Origin of the sequence: Candidatus Nitrosocosmicus franklandus (assembly GCF_900696045.1) — an archaeon.
Taxonomy (GTDB): domain Archaea; phylum Thermoproteota; class Nitrososphaeria; order Nitrososphaerales; family Nitrososphaeraceae; genus Nitrosocosmicus; species Nitrosocosmicus franklandus_A.
The window spans coordinates 976,999-994,201 of sequence record NZ_LR216287.1 but is presented as its reverse complement, the minus strand read 5'-3'; the positions used below and the strand labels follow the sequence as shown (position 1 = coordinate 994,201).

At 32.1% G+C, this 17,203-nt stretch carries 18 protein-coding genes; 8 read left to right on the top strand and 10 right to left on the bottom strand.

Going from position 1 to position 17,203, the window contains the following annotated elements; all coding sequences use genetic code 11:
• Positions 1–256: 256 nt before the first annotated feature.
• Complete coding sequence (locus tag NFRAN_RS04645) at positions 257–727, bottom strand: DDE-type integrase/transposase/recombinase (RefSeq protein ID WP_172602122.1); 471 nt, start codon at positions 725–727, stop codon at positions 257–259.
• Positions 673–861, bottom strand: a complete 189-nt coding sequence (locus tag NFRAN_RS04640) for a hypothetical protein (protein ID WP_134483350.1) — start codon at positions 859–861, stop codon at positions 673–675. The genes NFRAN_RS04645 and NFRAN_RS04640 overlap by 55 nt, the downstream gene beginning before the upstream one ends.
• Before the next feature lie 103 nt (positions 862–964).
• Between NFRAN_RS04640 and NFRAN_RS04635 the strand changes: the two genes are divergently transcribed.
• Together NFRAN_RS04635 and NFRAN_RS04630 are read left to right on the top strand one after the other, a co-directional pair.
• Positions 965–1,318, top strand: coding sequence for a hypothetical protein (locus tag NFRAN_RS04635; RefSeq protein WP_134483348.1), 354 nt, complete (start codon positions 965–967; stop codon positions 1,316–1,318).
• 115 nt (positions 1,319–1,433) lie between these two features.
• Positions 1,434–2,195 carry a class I SAM-dependent methyltransferase gene (locus tag NFRAN_RS04630; protein ID WP_134483347.1) on the top strand — a complete coding sequence of 254 codons (762 nt, stop codon included), beginning with the start codon at positions 1,434–1,436 and terminating at the stop codon, positions 2,193–2,195.
• Between the two features lie 303 nt (positions 2,196–2,498).
• Here the strand turns inward: NFRAN_RS04630 and NFRAN_RS04625 are convergent, their stop codons facing one another.
• Complete coding sequence (locus NFRAN_RS04625; RefSeq protein ID WP_134483345.1) at positions 2,499–3,221, bottom strand: HAD family hydrolase; 723 nt, start codon at positions 3,219–3,221, stop codon at positions 2,499–2,501.
• A 212-nt stretch (positions 3,222–3,433) separates the two neighbouring features.
• On the opposite strand from NFRAN_RS04625, the gene NFRAN_RS04620 reads away from it, so the two are divergent.
• Positions 3,434–4,000, top strand: coding sequence for a hypothetical protein (locus NFRAN_RS04620; RefSeq protein WP_134483343.1), 567 nt, complete (start codon positions 3,434–3,436; stop codon positions 3,998–4,000).
• 187 nt (positions 4,001–4,187) lie between these two features.
• Here NFRAN_RS04620 and NFRAN_RS04615 read toward each other — a convergent pair whose 3' ends face one another.
• From NFRAN_RS04615 to NFRAN_RS04605, 3 genes are all read right to left on the bottom strand, one after another.
• Positions 4,188–4,727, bottom strand: coding sequence for a VOC family protein (locus NFRAN_RS04615; RefSeq protein WP_134483341.1), 540 nt, complete (start codon positions 4,725–4,727; stop codon positions 4,188–4,190).
• 95 nt (positions 4,728–4,822) lie between these two features.
• On the bottom strand, positions 4,823–5,161 hold the full coding sequence (locus NFRAN_RS04610; RefSeq protein ID WP_134483339.1) for a hypothetical protein: 339 nt from the start codon (positions 5,159–5,161) through the stop codon (positions 4,823–4,825).
• A 575-nt stretch (positions 5,162–5,736) separates the two neighbouring features.
• Complete coding sequence (locus NFRAN_RS04605; RefSeq protein WP_134483337.1) at positions 5,737–6,684, bottom strand: SPFH domain-containing protein; 948 nt, start codon at positions 6,682–6,684, stop codon at positions 5,737–5,739.
• Positions 6,685–6,932: 248 nt separating this feature from the next.
• Here NFRAN_RS04605 and NFRAN_RS04600 point away from each other — a divergent pair, with 248 nt between their 5' ends.
• The 4 genes from NFRAN_RS04600 (at position 6,933) to NFRAN_RS04585 (ending at position 11,374) form a co-directional block, all read left to right on the top strand.
• The gene (locus NFRAN_RS04600) at positions 6,933–7,316 is read left to right on the top strand and encodes a hypothetical protein (RefSeq protein WP_172602121.1); all 384 of its coding nucleotides are present in this window, start codon (positions 6,933–6,935) and stop codon (positions 7,314–7,316) included.
• A gap of 1,933 nt (positions 7,317–9,249) precedes the next feature.
• The gene (locus NFRAN_RS04595; RefSeq protein WP_134483333.1) at positions 9,250–9,486 is read left to right on the top strand and encodes a hypothetical protein; all 237 of its coding nucleotides are present in this window, start codon (positions 9,250–9,252) and stop codon (positions 9,484–9,486) included.
• An 880-nt stretch (positions 9,487–10,366) separates the two neighbouring features.
• Entirely contained in the window at positions 10,367–10,717 is a 351-nt protein-coding gene (locus NFRAN_RS04590) for a hypothetical protein (protein WP_134483331.1), read from the top strand.
• A 342-nt stretch (positions 10,718–11,059) separates the two neighbouring features.
• Positions 11,060–11,374, top strand: coding sequence for a Rieske (2Fe-2S) protein (locus tag NFRAN_RS04585; RefSeq protein ID WP_134485665.1), 315 nt, complete (start codon positions 11,060–11,062; stop codon positions 11,372–11,374).
• 51 nt (positions 11,375–11,425) lie between these two features.
• On the opposite strand, the gene NFRAN_RS04580 is transcribed toward NFRAN_RS04585, so the two are convergent.
• The 3 genes from NFRAN_RS04580 to NFRAN_RS04570 form a co-directional block, all read right to left on the bottom strand.
• Positions 11,426–11,962 carry a CBS domain-containing protein gene (locus tag NFRAN_RS04580; RefSeq protein WP_172602120.1) on the bottom strand — a complete coding sequence of 179 codons (537 nt, stop codon included), beginning with the start codon at positions 11,960–11,962 and terminating at the stop codon, positions 11,426–11,428.
• Positions 11,963–12,185: 223 nt separating this feature from the next.
• Positions 12,186–12,773 (bottom strand): MarR family transcriptional regulator, encoded by a 588-nt coding sequence (locus NFRAN_RS04575; RefSeq protein ID WP_134483327.1) that lies wholly within the window; start codon positions 12,771–12,773, stop codon positions 12,186–12,188.
• An 859-nt stretch (positions 12,774–13,632) separates the two neighbouring features.
• Positions 13,633–13,986, bottom strand: a complete 354-nt coding sequence (locus NFRAN_RS04570) for a hypothetical protein (protein WP_145988020.1) — start codon at positions 13,984–13,986, stop codon at positions 13,633–13,635.
• A 946-nt stretch (positions 13,987–14,932) separates the two neighbouring features.
• Between NFRAN_RS04570 and NFRAN_RS13640 the strand changes: the two genes are divergently transcribed.
• A complete protein-coding gene (locus NFRAN_RS13640) occupies positions 14,933–15,082 on the top strand; it encodes a hypothetical protein (RefSeq protein WP_172602119.1) in 150 nt (49 codons plus the stop codon).
• A 212-nt stretch (positions 15,083–15,294) separates the two neighbouring features.
• Here the strand turns inward: NFRAN_RS13640 and NFRAN_RS04565 are convergent, their stop codons facing one another.
• Complete coding sequence (locus tag NFRAN_RS04565; protein ID WP_134483324.1) at positions 15,295–15,729, bottom strand: SRPBCC domain-containing protein; 435 nt, start codon at positions 15,727–15,729, stop codon at positions 15,295–15,297.
• Between the last annotated feature and the right edge of the window lie 1,474 nt (positions 15,730–17,203).

Sequence of the window (17,203 nt, the reverse complement as noted above, 5' to 3'; positions counted from 1 at the left end):
CTTCCTTAGTCTGGACACAGATCACGGTTTACCAAGACAGATAAGGAGCTATATTTCTATCGAATTTTGGGATAGGTTCTTAAACTCAACTACTAGAATTAACTTAAACTGTGAAGATGTAATAAAATCGTGCTAGCACTCTCTCACCATATTGCTTGATATTTAAAGTAGTCAAAATAATGAATTGTAAATTTATAATGCGACAAGTAATGTTTTCTATCATGATAAAAATATGATACCCTGTATCAGGCTCTGTTCAGTTAACATGTTTTATTTCATTGTTATGATAGTCAATAAATAACCGCAACCAATTGTGTACATGCTTCAACTTACAATTCTTTACTCTGCAAGGAAAATAGTCATCGAAACTTTCGGTTCTATCCTTGATATATTGCATCTTTCTTTCAATCAGACTTTTCTCGTAAGAGGAATGAATATGGTGATCGAGTTTGAGAAACTGACAAGCCATGGGATACCAAGTCCCACCATCTGTAGAAACTGGGTGCTTTCCATGAACTTTGATCAAATTAGAAAGATATCTTTCTGCAACAAACATGTTTCTTTCTTTAGAGATAGACAGTGCGAGAATTTGCCTGTTTTCGGGTTCAGTTGCAACCCAGAGCCAGACAAACTCTGATCCCACATTCAACATGGTCTCATCTATTATATACTCTAGAACTCTTCTTCTAGTTGACTTAGCTTTTGAGGCTTGTACTTTTGAATCCAATTCCAAATGGAAACGTGATTTCTCTTGTATATCTGAGATAATCTTTCCGAGGCTTTTCTTAAAGATAAACCTGAAAAGTACAAATGTAAGCCATAATACACATACCTTGAAGGTGTTCTGTTTCTGCTAATCATAAAAGAAATAGGACATCTTCAAGCTATAGGCTTATCGTTAAATGAACAGAGCCCTGTATCAAAGTGAACAAGTTTAAAAGGTAATTATCATTAATCATAATGAATGCAAAATTACAGGCCATTTGGTGTAACAATAATTGCTGTACTTCTTGCTATTGGAGGAGTAGGATCATTATTGAGTGGAATAACTGTTTTAGCTTTGATACCGTTACTTGGGATATTGGTCGCCGGAGTTTTCTTCGTAATCGGATTGGCTTATTTTGCTGTTGCATATGGCTTGTGGATAGGAGCAAACTGGGCTTGGATTATCACGCTCGTACTGTGTGGCATAGCGATTCTAGTAGGTATAGGATCAATTGTAATAGGACATGTTGGATCGCTATTCTTAATCGTTCTTAATGGAATAGTTATTTACTATCTTTACCAACCAAATGTTAAGGAATACTTTGGAAGGTAAGCTTATCTACTTGTAATATTTTTTAATTTAAAGAAACTAATATTGCCAATTTGAATATTCTGTCGGGAAGATTTAATACTGAATAAAGTTCTTGGGAATAAACAAGAATAGAATTATGAGCAACGCTGTGGACCATTTCTCGTCAACATCTAAGGAATATTCATTTTCTAGGCCTACCTATCCTGATATTCTTTACAAATATTTGGATGACATCACCCCTGGCAAAGATAAAGCATGGGATTGTGCTACTGGTAATGGACAAGCCGCAGTTGGACTTTGTAAATACTTTAAGAATGTGATTGCAAGCGACGCAAGTAAGGAGCAACTTGCCTATAGATTCCCGAGGTCTAACATTCACTATGAAATGTTTCCTGCTGAAAGGGCAAATTTAGAAGATGGTAGTATCGACCTGATAACTGTTGCTCAGGCAGCTCATTGGTTTGACTTAGATAAATTCTACAAGGAGGTAACCCGTGTAAGTAAGAATAATGGAATTTTGGCTATCTGGTCTTATGGTATGCATAAGATTGACAATCACATTGATACGATTAGTGCAAAGTTAAATGTAGGAGGAGATATCCTTGGAAAATATTGGCCTAAAGAAACGATTTATGTCAAAGAAGATTACAAGACAATTTCTTTTCCATTCAAAGAGATCATGACCCCAAAGTTTGAGATGACTGTAAATTGGAACCTGGATGAACTTGTTAGCTATATGCAAACTTGGTCTGCTGTAAAAAGGTTTAGTGTAGAAAAAAAGTTCAATCCAATAGATCTGATCATGACTGACTTGGAAAAATTATGGGGTAAACGGGAGAATAAAAAACTTGTGAAATGGGATATTAATATAAGAATAGGAGCTGTTCATGTTAGTTAAACTATCGTAATAATTAGTAGGTTTCTAATGTTGAATTTGCACAGGAATGAAACAGATATTTTGAAAGATATGCCGACGGAGATGGGGTAAAATGCTAACAACAAGTGCGAAGACTATGAAATATAAACGATGTCAGAATGAAATATTCACATTAAAAAATACTTTGACTGAGTACATATCTATGTAAAAGGAACTTTGATCAACTATTTTTCCAAAGTATTTTTTTTTGCTACGATCAAATAAATATGATTAATGTCTTTCGTGCTATTGGATATGAACGTTAATACCAATTTTTGTCAAAATCTATATATGTACAATTTTTCCATGTGATTTGTAGATCCAGTCAAAAATAAAGTCTCTTGCTGACCTAATATCTTTAAAGATATACTTGCTGAATTCGTTTTTTATTGAGTTTGGAAGAAAATTATTAAAATCCTGAATTGTTAATGGTGTACTGTTCAAAGTAACGATATATTCTAACTTGGCATTACATGCAGACATTATTCCAAGAGGGGAATTTTCCACAACTAATACATCTTCTCTAGCCAAGTTTGTTTTCTTTAATGCTGTTAGATAAGGCTGAGGATCCGGTTTGCCCCTTGTAACATCATCTCCTGAAATTACTATGTCAAAGTTCAAAATTCCGATCTTTTTCTCTATCATATATTCGACCTCTTTTCTTGAAGACCCACTAACTATTGCTTTAATGCAACTGGTCTTATCCATCTCTTCAAGCAACTCGTATACTCCATCAATCAAAGCTACATTTTCAATTTCTTTAAATATTTTTTTCTTCAGATTTACTAGTCTAAGTAACATATCTTGATTGACAGAAACATTCTTTGGTGGGTTTCTTTTGAAGATCTCTTGCAAGAATTTCTCCGCGGGCATGCCTTCAAGTAAAAAAATCCACTTTTTATCTAGTTCGTAATCAAGTTCTAATTTAAGCGCTTTATACATGGCCTCAGCATGATATGGCATCGAATCAAGCAAAACTCCATCCATGTCAAAAAAAATTCCCTTCATTAGACCTGAGAATTAATGATCTGTTATCGTAATTTTATCATATCGTCTTGCCTTGATAATATTATTAGTCTTAAATTCGTATCAAAATAACAATTACGATATTTAAAAATTTGATTTTCAAGTTGGAGATTCTATGTTTTTTCTCTACAATTATTCTCTAATATGAGAATGATAAATAAATTTAGAATGTGTTGATTGTTAAAATAATTGTTATGATGAAGTTTATAGTTGTTTCAATCTTTGTAATTCTTCCCATTGCGAGTTTCGAATATGTTCGTATTTTGACTGGATATGGGGATACTTCTTATTGGCCTACCTTCATATTCGATGATTGCAATATGAGTATGAATTATCCATCGAGCTTCAAAACAGAACAAATAGCAAATGAATTTGGAAATGGTGAGTACCTTATACTACATTCTCAAGAACCCTATGTATCCGTAATGGTTGAGTGTAATAATTTGGATAAGACATTTTTAGAATACGATCAATCAAAAGATGATTCCAGAGGACATGAAAAGTTAATGGGCTATGATGATTTTGTAATAGAAGATATCAATAACACTAAATGGGATATTGATGGTCAAAATGCCTTGTCATTTCTTTTCGCCAGTGGTGAGAATGCTCATACGGGAGTTGTGACAACCAATGAAGTGATTTATAGCATTGGCTCTGACACTACTCTAATGATAAAATTTACGGCCCTATACAGAGAGTTTGATTCTTTCCAAATACAGGAATTAGAAAGGAAAATGATAAATTCTATAGATTTGTTCTGATCTAATGGTGTGGAATCTCTTAACTTTTAGGAGTGTAGCATCTTGAACAAATAAATAGACAAATCAGTAGAAGATACTAAATATACTGTTACTGTGTCTTCAATATGGTCTAAATCTACCAAAGGCAGAAAGTAAGTATCCTTCTCTTATCGTGGTCATTTAGAACCATACATGAAAATATGATTACTTATGCCTCCTCATAGGCGTGCAATAAATCCTGTATATCGATTTTTTTCATCTGGAGCATTGCCTTCATTACTTTTTGTGATTTATTGTTGTCTTTGTCTTTAAGCATCTCGGTTAATACTGTAGGTACAACTTGCCAGGAAACTCCGTATTTGTCCTTTAGCCAACCACATTGCTGTGCAGTAGGGTCTCCTCCATCTGATAATTTTTCCCAGTAGTAATCCACTTCCTCTTGAGTTTCACAATATATTTGAAAGGAAATAGCTTCGTTAAATTTAAACACTGGACCTCCATTTAGGGCTATGAATTCTTGTCCTTCAATCTTAAAATCAATTGTCATTACTGTTCCTTCTTGCATATTGTGAATGTCAAAACCTTCTTTTCCATATTTGACAATATGGTCTATACTCGAATTTTTAAAAATAGACAAGTAAAATTTTACTGCATCCTCTGCTTGGTTATCAAACCAAAGACACGGCACTATTTTTTGAGAATCATCCTGTTTGGATGTACCTGCGTTTGCTATCTTTGTCTTTGTCATCGAAAAGACTCTTACTTCTATAATATAAAAACCACAATGGGATCAAAAGTATAGTGAAGGTGAGGACAAATTATCTGATAAAATAAAGGATTTAGTTAATTTGTGCTAAAGAATTTTTTGGCTTCAATATAAGCTTCACCTAATAAGTCCGAGGTTTCATTAAGAATTGTTCCAGCCGACTTTGAGGTAATAAGTTTCTGAGTAACGTTACCTAAAAATCCTCCTGTATCTGTGATAGCTCCTTTAATGGCTTGTGATGCTTCCTGTTGTGCAGACAGATTTGTAGTTGAAGAGTTATTGGGAATGGATGTCTGGTTTAATGTCGAGTTTGTTTGAGCATAAACTTTGTCTGAAACGTATATTGTTCCTATTAATACTGTTCCTAAAATACACAATGCTCCTAAAAATAAAGACTTTTCCTTCCTGGTTTTCAATTATTCCTCACTAGTGATATGACATTAAACTTTATATCCTTATCCAACTTTATAATTTTGGCAATATATGATGTATTGCTTTGAAAACATCGTTTATCAAAATTGATTATGCTGTCAAAAACATTGATTATTAAGTCTGGATTTGGAAAAACAATGAAGATAAAAATTTAGGCATTCGGTTAGTTGATTCAAATTTCTAGTCACCAGAATCATGTGATAACCATAACACCAAAATTACATTGATTGCCTTAAAATCTTTCTAATTCTGGATTTAAATATCGCTTTGGACTATTTAATGATCCCCAATTTTTCAGACCTGGGAGACATGTCTTTATAGTCTATTGAAATTTTATGGTCTGGGTACTACCTAGTGAATGTGTTAGTATATAGGGACTTTTGACTCTCTCTCTCATAAACAAATTTAGCAGTTAAAGTGTAAAAACTGCTGATTATTTTTGTACAATTGAATATTGTGAATTAGCGATAAGACGGGGATGGATGTGAACTGATCTGAATGATATTTTTTAAGTGTGAATTGTTGTAGCTCTTTCTACGCTTCTGATTTTCTAACTATCTTAAACTTTCCTTTTCTTGTCATCTCTTATACCACTTTCTAAGTTCTTGAGATAGGCAATAGTTGTTCCCAAATTCCCAAAACCCATGGAATTTAGGGCTTCCGATGGAATCATGATGATAGTGTTTCCGTGAATTTTCATTGTTTCATAAAGCATATTAGACTGTCTCAGTGCATATGCTACAGGGTTATTCGAATAGATCCTTGAGGCATCAAGAAACTTTTGAGCTACTAGGATTTCTGAATCTCCATACGTTACTCTAGCTTGTTTCTCACGTTCTGCCTGTGCCTGCATAGACATGGCTGCCTCTAACTCTTGGGGTATGATTACCTGCCTAATCTCTACCCCTGTGACCATTACTCCCCAATTTTCTGCTTCTCTGGAAATGATGGATTTTATATTTTGGTTTATTTCTTCTCTTCTCGATAATATTTCTTGAAAATTTGAGGATCCTATATTGTTCCGAAGAGTTGTTTGCGAAACCTGTTTTATCATTTCGTTAAAATTTTCGACATTTAGCAACGCATCATTAGATCTCTCTTCGATTATTTTGTACCTGAGAATGGCATCTATTGTCACAGGTACATTATCTTTTGTGAGCATCTTTTCTGCATTAAATTCTCTCACCTTCTCACGAATGTCGATGACTAATACATTATCTATTAAAGGTAACCTGGTATGTATGCCGGGTCTTACTTGACCTTTATATACTCCAAGTCTCAAAATAATGGCTCGTTCGTACTGATTTATGATAATAAAAAATGAAGAGGTGATCAAAACTATGCTAATTAAAAGTAATATGTAGAAAATTATTCCAAAAAATGTCTTCGAGTAAAGAATGATTGAAAATATGAGGATTATTACGCCTATTACGATTTGAAAGCCTGTTCCCTTTCTGGTTGATGTTTTGGAAGACAAGAAATTGTCAATACTTTTCGAAGTAGACATATTTAATTACCTATGAAGATATAAAAAAACTTTCGGCGAGGTAACGGTACTAGGATTCAAGACTGGTTATTTTTGGACTTTAGCCAAGACGGACACGGCCAAAAATACTACCTCAAAGATGTTTGTCGAGATGTTCTCTAACTTTGTTTATGTGTAATGTATTCAAAAAAATGCTTTAAGCTTTTTTTAGGTTGTAGTTGATACAAGATCTTGGTAGGTTATAACCTTTTTTGTAATACTATATGTTGATGAAGAAAATCGTTAATGTGAATCTAGCTATTCTTCTAGCCTTTGTGTTGGCTTCAGGAATTTTTGCAGTAAGCGGGAGCGTTTATGCTCAAGGCAATGGGGACGAAGATCAAGAAAATAATGAAAATGGTGCAGACAGCGAAAATGGTGCAGATACAAACGTTAACCCTCTAACTGGTACTGATGCTCCAGCCGAAGAAGTAGCCGCTAACGTCACTGCATTTGCAAATGCAACCTCCATAGAGGATGTAACCGAACAAGCTGGCAACATAACAAGTTCTGGTGCTCCCGGTGAATTAGATTACTCGTCAGGCGAGAACGCTACCAGTTCAAACGCTACAAGTCCAACATCAAATACGACTAGTACAACAACAGTTCAATAAGAGTTAGTTGATACTACGATCAACTGACCAAAACCCGTCTTATTTTTCTATAAAAATTGAGTTTCTAAAGAATTTAATGTATATGTTATTTATACATGGATCTACTGTATCTTAATTATTTGTGCCTATTTTACTAAACTAATTTTATAACTCTATCTCTATTTGAAGGAGTATGGAAAGATATGCATAAAGGTAAATGGAATTGCGTGGCTACCCAATTATACCAATTTCTCTAGTAAATAGTAACATAAGGATTTAAGCAGAAGAAATTTTTTCCATCAGAAAATCGAGAAATATAGGATTCTAGTATACGAAATAACATGTAGATGCATTATGAGTTATGAATGGGTATATTACAAATGATCTAGTAAATAACTCTCCTAATAGTTACTCATTCAACAACTGCTAATACCTCGCAGTACTTTAATGGAGTATTTAATAGATATAAAAACTATATTCATTTTCTTAGAAAACTTTATCGTAGACGACGTGGTAATTTCCGTCGCCGAATACCCGCATCTCCATTGAGTGAGTTGATAAAGACTCGACTGTGATGGAATTTTTCTCAACAAGGTGGATGATTCATTGGAAGATTACAAATATCATAGAATAAGAAAATACCTTCTAAAATGGAGATGATGTGGTAAGGTATGTTACATACATCCAAGGGATAAAACGTTTACAACTGTCTAGACATCTATGACAACAAATACTATAGTTTTTTGAAAAACTGAATTTAAATTATTGAATGTTAAGTTATGTTTTTTTAATCTTAAAAAATATTGAGATCTATATACTCAAATTTGAATTTAGAGATGTCAGAAGGGAAGATCATTTCTTAGGCTTCATTATCTAGTTAAACTGGAAAGCAATATATAGAGAATTTCGCATTAGATAGACATAACCAAATAAGGGTAAAACTATGTCTTTTGTTCAAGTCTTCTTCTATTAAGAGAATTGACAACAATGGATTTCGAATTATGAGGAATGATAATATGTTATTCCAGATACTTACTTTCTAATCAATTCTTTGCATTCCGAATAGGAAATGAGGGTAGTATATCTAGTTAGTAAATTCTATATGAAGAAAATAACAATTCAACTTTCTATCGTATAAACATGCAAATCAACTCTTGCCCAGATTGTTACTGTTTGCTTGATTCGACCAAATTATATAATCCCTAGTTGTGCTAATTGATTTTTTTTATTTCTCCGATAACAAATACTACATTTGTAAATTGCTATACTTATTGAAGAATATCCTTGTTGATTTCAACAAAGATAATTGTTATTATACTCCTAGCAAATATTCTTGGGGTATGCTATTAATAGAATTTGTACTCTAAAGTGAAACACGTATTCAGACAGAAAATATATTCTTAATTTGTTCGTGCATTAAAACAGCTGAAATGCAGTTTTTTCTAGTATTGATGACCATTATCTTCACTTATCTAATTTTTCACCTACTATGGGAAGTATTGTGCTGATATTAACGGTACTCTCTTTCAATTCTCAATGCGATTCAAATAAATAAATTTAACAATTCGCGAAACTATTAAGAATTAGGACTTCGAGTCCATCGAATCATGGGCTATGGGAAAAAGTGGAAAAAGATACTTAATAATTTCACTCATTCTTTGTCAACCGTCAATATAGTTATTTATTTTACACTATAGGTTTTCAAGCAAGTTAGATTTTAGATGATGGGATGATTTAGTTGATATTTATAATACAAGTTGTTTTCTCGGTTTTTTTGAGTAGAAATCTGATTAGTCACTTCTCAGTGCTAATCATTTTAAAATTTATTTGGAACCTTACGATTTTAGTATTAGAATTATTACAATGAACTTATTTGAAAATATGATTGTATGATTGTTTTTACTATTAAAAATGCTTCGGATGACTTAAATACGATAATGCAAATGAATGTCATATGACTAAAATAATTAAACTAAACGTCATACCACCTCCCAGTGCGAAGAAAAAGACAATTTTTACTATTGATGAGAAAGACGTCTTGATAAAGGGAGTAGAATTAGAATCCCATATTTGCGGCAACTGTGGATTTGTATTGGCAGAAAATATAATGGTTTATAATTATCGCGACGTTATGCTTCAATGTCCTAATTGCAAGTCTTACAATGGCGATCCAAAAAGCAACAGTTTTTGAGATATTCTTTTGATATTAGGTTTAGACCGATAATCAAAGGAGAATCAAATATCTATTCTGAATATTGGTCTAATTTACTAGTTTATGAAAATTGGAGCAAATTAAACACTCTCAAGTTAATTGATATAATTGTTGACTTGACATTTAGTGTATGTTGAAACCTTGATTGGACTGTATACATTGTGAGAACACTTAATAGGATGTCTATCACGACTTCATCTTCTTTCAGAGTAACCGGCTGCATGCTTTTTATCGTCAATGGTCACTTCTCTCATTTTTCTAATAATGACTAGCAAGTGATACCCTGTTAGCTATCCAAGTAATAGTGCATATATCTTTATTCATATACCAGAATTCATGCATAAAGTGTCTGTGATATTATTAATAGTGTATTAAAACTATGTAAATGGCCAAACCGATAACTAGGTCACGTTCAAAAAGAAAGTTAGCTGTATTAATAAAAAAATAAAGCAAAGTTAAACTGGTAAATCATTCTTTTTTCATTTGATACTATAGATCTTTCTTGCATTTGGATGTATTGAATTATAACCTATCATAAATAATCTTTAGTGGCTATGACGATACTAAGCGGATCTAGTACGAAGAACAAATATGGTTTATTGAGGTAGTTGGATAATCTTCTTATACTTTACTGTAATGGGTCCTCTGCTAGTCAGTATTTTGGTAAATATCAAGTCATGAATATAATTTTCATACGGTGTTGCTCAAATGAATCTTGTTTTTGAAACATCAGTGGTAATACCAACTTTGGCAGCAAATTATGATGATTGGTCTTACTGTTGAAAGTATTTTGCTTTATATATTTCAGTTGATTTATTAAAATATAGATCCTTTTATAGTTATTTGAACCAAAGTAAATATGAGTAATATAGATTTTTCAGAATTAATAATATCGAAAAAGGGCGTAATTCTATCTGACAGGCAAGTTGTGGGAAACATAATTGGAGAAAGGGATGATTCGATTGTAGTTGAAAAGGATGGTGCAAGTGAAAATATTTATTTAGTACCCAAATCAAAAGTTGAGGCATATGATGGCACTCAATTAATATTGAATGTTTCTGATTCTGAACTAAAAACATTTGAGCAGAAAAGAGGAAATGAAGAAGAGTCAGTATTGGATTCAATTACGGATAAGCTTGGAGATGTCAAAGACAAGGTAGTAGACACAACGAAAGATGTTGCAGGAAAGGCAAAAGATAAGATAGATTGACAATTATATTTTTGAAATTTATGGGGGATCGACTACCTTATTCTATTCTTTATCATTAATAAAAGATTTAATCTCTTCTATATACGGAAGCAAAGTAGATGACTTTTTCCAATAATTAATAGAATATCTTCATACGTAATCATGATAAAAATGCTTATTAACGTTATTAACACAGGTTACGTTTTTTTTGTATCTTACTATAGAGTCCATCGATTTTTACAACTTTTAAGTTATAAGATTAATTATGCAAATAAAATTAAAATAGCCATAACAACTTGTTATGGCTATTTTAATTTTATTTACAAAAAAGCAAAATACAAGTTTATCTCCTATAGTTCCTATATGACGTGGATAAAAGTATGTGAACTAAGCTCATTAGATAACAACAATATCGTATCATTTAACCATGATAATAAGGAAATTATGGTAGTTAAAGCAGGTGACAATATTTACGCAGCTGATAGAATATGCACTCATGCTTTTGCTGATTTATCTGAAGGAATATTAAATGAAGATGAAAAAACGCTTACTTGCCCTTTACACTTGTCAGCGTTTAAGTTAAATGATGGTGTACCTCAGAATCCTCCTGCAGAAACACCGTTGACCACATACGAGACTAGAATCGAGAATAACGATGTTCTGGTTCTATTTGATTAGATTAGAAGCAGCAGATCTAGTTTATCAAGAATCCAATGATAATTATTTTTATCAATCAAAATTTGCATCATTCTTATAATATTCTAGAATTCTCTTAGTGTCGTTATCCTCGTGGCTATCTTTGGATAGATATCCACTAGATATCACTAATTTATATCTGATAAAGTCCATAGGGGTTATTATGCCGACAGGTTTAAGCAGATCTTTATCCTCGTTTATCCCATTCTCCCTTTTTTCTTGTTGGGATTCTGTAGAAACGACAAGTAAGTGCCTAACCTTGTTTTTTAACATCAAATCCGCTGCTTCCAGGGCAGATACTTCTGAATTTACTTTGATTAAAGGAAATGACATTACCTTGCTAGCCAATAATTGAGTGCTGTTCTTGTCAGTAACGCACACTTTTCTTGCTAGATCTCTCTCAGTAACAATTCCAAGTGGAATACCGTATCTCTCATCCATTACAAGAACAGAACTGACTTTTTTATCTCGCATCTTTATTGCCACCTCATGTGCAGAGGCGGTCGATCCTATTGTTTCAAGTTTTCTGGTCATAATATCACGAATTTTAGTGGTTCTCTGAAAAGGCATTTGATAGTTATGAATGATACCTTCAAAGTATAAATACATTAATTAAATTGCAGTTTGTTTTATTATAAAATATAGACTCGTGTATAAAAACGATTATGATATTATAGTTATTTTTTATTGTTGTTCTTTATTACTCTTTGTGTTTGACAAATCAGTTCTTTTTTATTATCGAGCTTAATTTTGATTGTGTCTTAAATCAACCGACAATAATTAATATGATTTTTTAGAATGAATCAAAACCCCCTGTATCCATTCCGCCACCATCGAACCCTGTATCACTAAATCCTCCTGCATCCCCGGAGTCTGCTGCAGCCCCTGAATCCTCTGCTGCCGATCCACCTGACTGATCTACTTGTCCCTCTGTTTGAGCACTTTCTGCAGGGTTCATTGCCATACCCATAAATGACATCATGGATGCAAACATTACCATATTTATCAATCCAGAGAACAGCATCATTGGTATCCACATTCTATTATCTTGCATATAACTCTGCATTTGGCTTCTATCTCCACTTTGATACAGTTGTTGAAGCTTTTGTGATTTATAAGACAGTTCTTCTTTCTTGGTTTCGAGTATTCTGGAGCCTGTATCTGTTATCGACAGTTCAATTTTTTTGTTGCCAAAAAAACCTCGCTTTTCATTTGCGTTTACGAGTTTTTGAGTTAATAAATCATTAACAATTAATTTCACTTCATCCTTTGATAGTTTGGTAACTTTTGCAATACTGTCTATTTTCTTCATTCCCCTAGCTATGGCGTCCAATACCATAAAATGATTTGGACTTTCGTTAAATTCCCTTCCTGATGACATAAATTATCTGGACAATGAAAATATTTAAACGATAAGTTCAACTTGAATAAATGTCAAGATTTTTCTGACCTTTCGTCAAGTTTTATTGGATTATTATACATATCTGTAAAAGTTTTATAGCGATCTTAATAATTGTGTATATTTTAAGTTCTGGGATTCACATCTTGAATGAATTAATTATTGCTATAGTTTTTAAATAATTACAGTATTATATACATTCATGTACAGTATATTTTTGATTTTTGTCTATACTCCTTTGGACTAAAGATTACAGTTTTTAAATGGGTTATATACATGAATGTTGCATAATGTTCACAGTTTGACGATGATTATAAAAAAAATTATTCTAGGCGATACAGGTCTTGGAAACCCTCTTAAAATTTTTGTGTAAATATTTTCAAACCACTTGGACTTGATGTTTGTATTCGGATAAGTTAACTATGCTCTTTTCTGAACCTAACTTTTCTACAGGCTATTTTAACGGAATATTTTGTCTAATCATTAATAGAATTCTAATTTGGTATAAACAAACTCCTTCTCTCAGTATGTTACTTGCTGTGAACTTCTAATAGATATTATATTTTTGTTTCGAGTTCTCGATCTAATCGCATAGTGACATAATAAATATATTGTTGAATAAAGTTTCGCTCATAAATTATAAAGAAAAAAAATTGTGCATACAACAAAAGTTAGCTTCGTGAACGATCTTTCTAAGTTCGGTAATTGTGATCTGTTAAAAAAGTGGTTAATACTTAAGAAACAATACAAGTTACTAGTATTGTGAATAGAATGGGTAGCCCAAAAGTTTTGTTACGGTTTTAAATCCGTATTTTCTCGTACGAGGTGCCTATCATATAATTTAATGCCTATTTCGGATCCTGTGACGAAGTTGATCCATAAATTCAGCTATATTTTCATGAAATCTTGACTCGTGTTTTCTGACAACATAGTAAAGCTCTTCAGTTGATGCATGATGATCGATTCCTATGTTCTTTGCAATATCGAGGTAAATCATTGTTAACAATAGTTTTCTTAGAACAATATCTACACCATAACATATCATGTCTGATTGCAATTCTTCTAAAGTGTTCTTAAGATTTGACAAGATGTAACTATCTTTTGCCTCTCTTGTTTTCAGCGCAAATATCGTACCCATCATTCTTCTTTTCATATGTATGTATTCTATCATTTCTATGAATGATGAATCCAGCACAGAATTAGAAAGCAATATCTGACAATAAATTCGAAGCCTCTTACTCGTTCAGTTCCATTTCTTTAGACAATGTATACAGCACATGACATGCAGCACATCCATTTCCTTTGACTATATGTGGATTCTCATTAATTTCTTTGATAGTTTCTAAAATTATTCTTTCTGCGATTTGTTCTTTTATACTAGTTAACTTAATTTTTGTCTTAAAAATTAGTGATGAGCAAATTTCGAATTATTTGCGAGCCTTTGTCCAAAATAGATATCCTTGAGTGATGTATTACATATTTTGTAATAAAATCTAGTTCTGTTAATTTATGACCCTTAGATAGATGTAGTTACAATATAAAGTAACAGTATTTTTAACCGATTACATCATAATCGATTCTTCGTTTGGCTATGAATTCAATATTTGATCTGATGATTGATTGTGCATAGGGATATTAATCATTATGCATAATAACTCATGTCCACACGTACATTGGAAGAGAAGATCATCCATTGGATCCTATTCCAACTAATGTTCATTTATTTTTTGTTTGTGATTTCTATTATGAATGTCAAATAACGTTTCAGACCAATATTTCTAACAAAGAATATCATGAGAATAAATGAAAATAACTTAGGTAAATCTCTAGATATTCATCAGGATTATGTCATAACTAAGATCGATGTTTTTGAAAGAGGTTTTTGAAACTCTTCTGGAAGATGTGTTACACATAATTTGCAATCCAATTTATTTAAAGTCGAAGCAAAGAATCTTTACCGAACCAAAGAATGATCACTCTCCTTAGTGATAAGGGATTATATCGTATGCTTTACAGTAAATTCTCAGCATAGATGCTGTTGAATCAAGACTTGCAGGAATTGTTTGATTATATTTCATAAAGTCTTTTTTATATTACATTTGAGGATACTTTGTAAATAGTATGTATCCATCACTTTTTGAATGGTATCAAAAAAAGGTAATCCAAAGGAAGATAAAAAAGTTACAACAAAATCCGATAAGGGAACCAAGAAAAAAGTAACAAGCAAAAGTAGTGGCAGTAGTAGTACTAAAACCTCAACAAGTAATAAAAAGATCACTAAAAAGAAGTAAAATAGAATCAAAGTCTGTAACCATTCTTGACTAAATTAAGAGAATGATTTTATGAAATTTTTTGTAACTCATTTTAAAATTATATGTATGTTAAATAAAAAGCGAGAGTAAAAATATAAAGCGATTAAACTTGTATTTATGTAAATCATCGGTTCTTGATAAATATTCTTAATCTATGAGGGTATTACTATTTTGGATTTTTATATAAAATATTATTGTTCAGCCCGTTTTTTTAATGCCTCGTTCATAGAAACAAAGCTGTCATACAGATCTTTATCCAAACGATTTCCCACCAGATCTACCAATATTCCGGTAAATATCTCTTTGTGTATAACCCGTGTATGATTGTTCTCAAGTGGTTCTAAGACAAAGATCCTTTCTCCATTAAAAAAACCAGGTATCATTGATTTTCCAAACCATCGCAGTTCTTTTGATGGTACCAACTTCGTAATTTTTGGTTGATAAATTCTTTTTTTGCCTCTCGATGTACTAATGTGAATCTTGATTTTTGTTTCAATGGTTGGCGTGCCTTCTATTTTTCGAATAAACGGATTCCATAGTTCAAAATTGTGAAAATCTGTCAGTAACTCCCATACTTTTGTGACATGTGCATTAATATTAATTTCAGTATGAATTTCTTTCGCCATGTTCTGTATATCGTATTATCGCTTATAGATTCCTTATAATGTTTTAAGACCAATACCGATCAAATTTTCAACTCCTTCGTTTTCTATATTCAATATCTTTGAAAAGCTTCTGGTGTTTTTTCCTTATGTAGGATGGCATTTCAGGACCTCCGATCATCAAATGTTAATCATTCATGCTAACACCACCTATTTTTCTACTCGTAAACAAATACTATTACCTAATCTAAGTATGTGTTTTTCCACAATCTTATAACTCGTGTTTCTATTGACTAAGGTATTTTATTTGAACATTCATTGATTATTTACTCAGATTTCTATAATGATTCAAAATAGCCTGTCTTACCGATAAATTCAATTTGAGCTTGTTCTGTTGAATATAAACAAAAACTACTTAGTTTAGTAACACCTGATGATTTTTTCACTCTTGTAATCTCTGGTTATTTGTATGTGAGCAACTAGATTATAAACCCGAAAATTTACCGTAATGTTGATATTGTTTCTAGCAAAAGTTTCAATAGCCTTGATTCAATAATACTAATTCAGACCATAGAATGGACTTTCTGATCAACTGTCTTCCTCTTTTTCTAAATCAAATTTATTCAAGATTTTTAAAGATGTACATCGTACTTCGAACACATTTAGGACCGTAAGTTCACATTCAGAATAACAATATTGTGTGTTACTATCGACTAAATTGTTTTATCTTGATTCAATAATTTTTTCCCGCAGTCTAGACAACACTTAATAGGAACCCTGTATATGATGCCTTTTTCATCAGATATTTCCATGATTATGCTGGAAAACGAACTCAAATTAGATAGATCATTTAAAGACACTAGATCTCCTTTCGAATCTACTGCAAACAAGTAGTTTCTTTTACATAATTCTAATAGATTCTTACAATCCTTATGCATATCACTTCTATATTTTTGTAGGGTTTATACCTTTTTGTCGGTTATTGATAGTATCCACAATGTCTTTCAGGGATAATAGAATTGTCCAAAAAGTAAGGGTAACGTTATGCTGATTATTTTTTTCTTACGTGAATCTGCCACAATATTCGAATCTAGTTCGTTATTAGGAGAACCTCTTGACAATAGGATAAATATTACAGATTAACAACTTTGCTTGTTAGAAAGGATTGTAAGAGATATGCCAAGAAATAAGTTAAATTTTACTTGGGCTTATCCTTATTATCAATTCCTTAATTTACTAATAGTAGTCTAACTCATGATGTCATACGGAAGTGCTCATTATACCATACAAAATTAATATTTAAAATTCTATTAGGATAAAATAGTATATGATATTGATCGATTTGCTTCATTACCATTCATCATTTTTACTATGCAAACGAACTTGAATAAGAACTCCGCATCGGAGTAAAAACTACCTTCAGTATTGTTATTGCTTTTATTTATCTGACTTTTGTGTTTTACTCTGAGTGTCATCTAACCATTTTAAACAATAATTT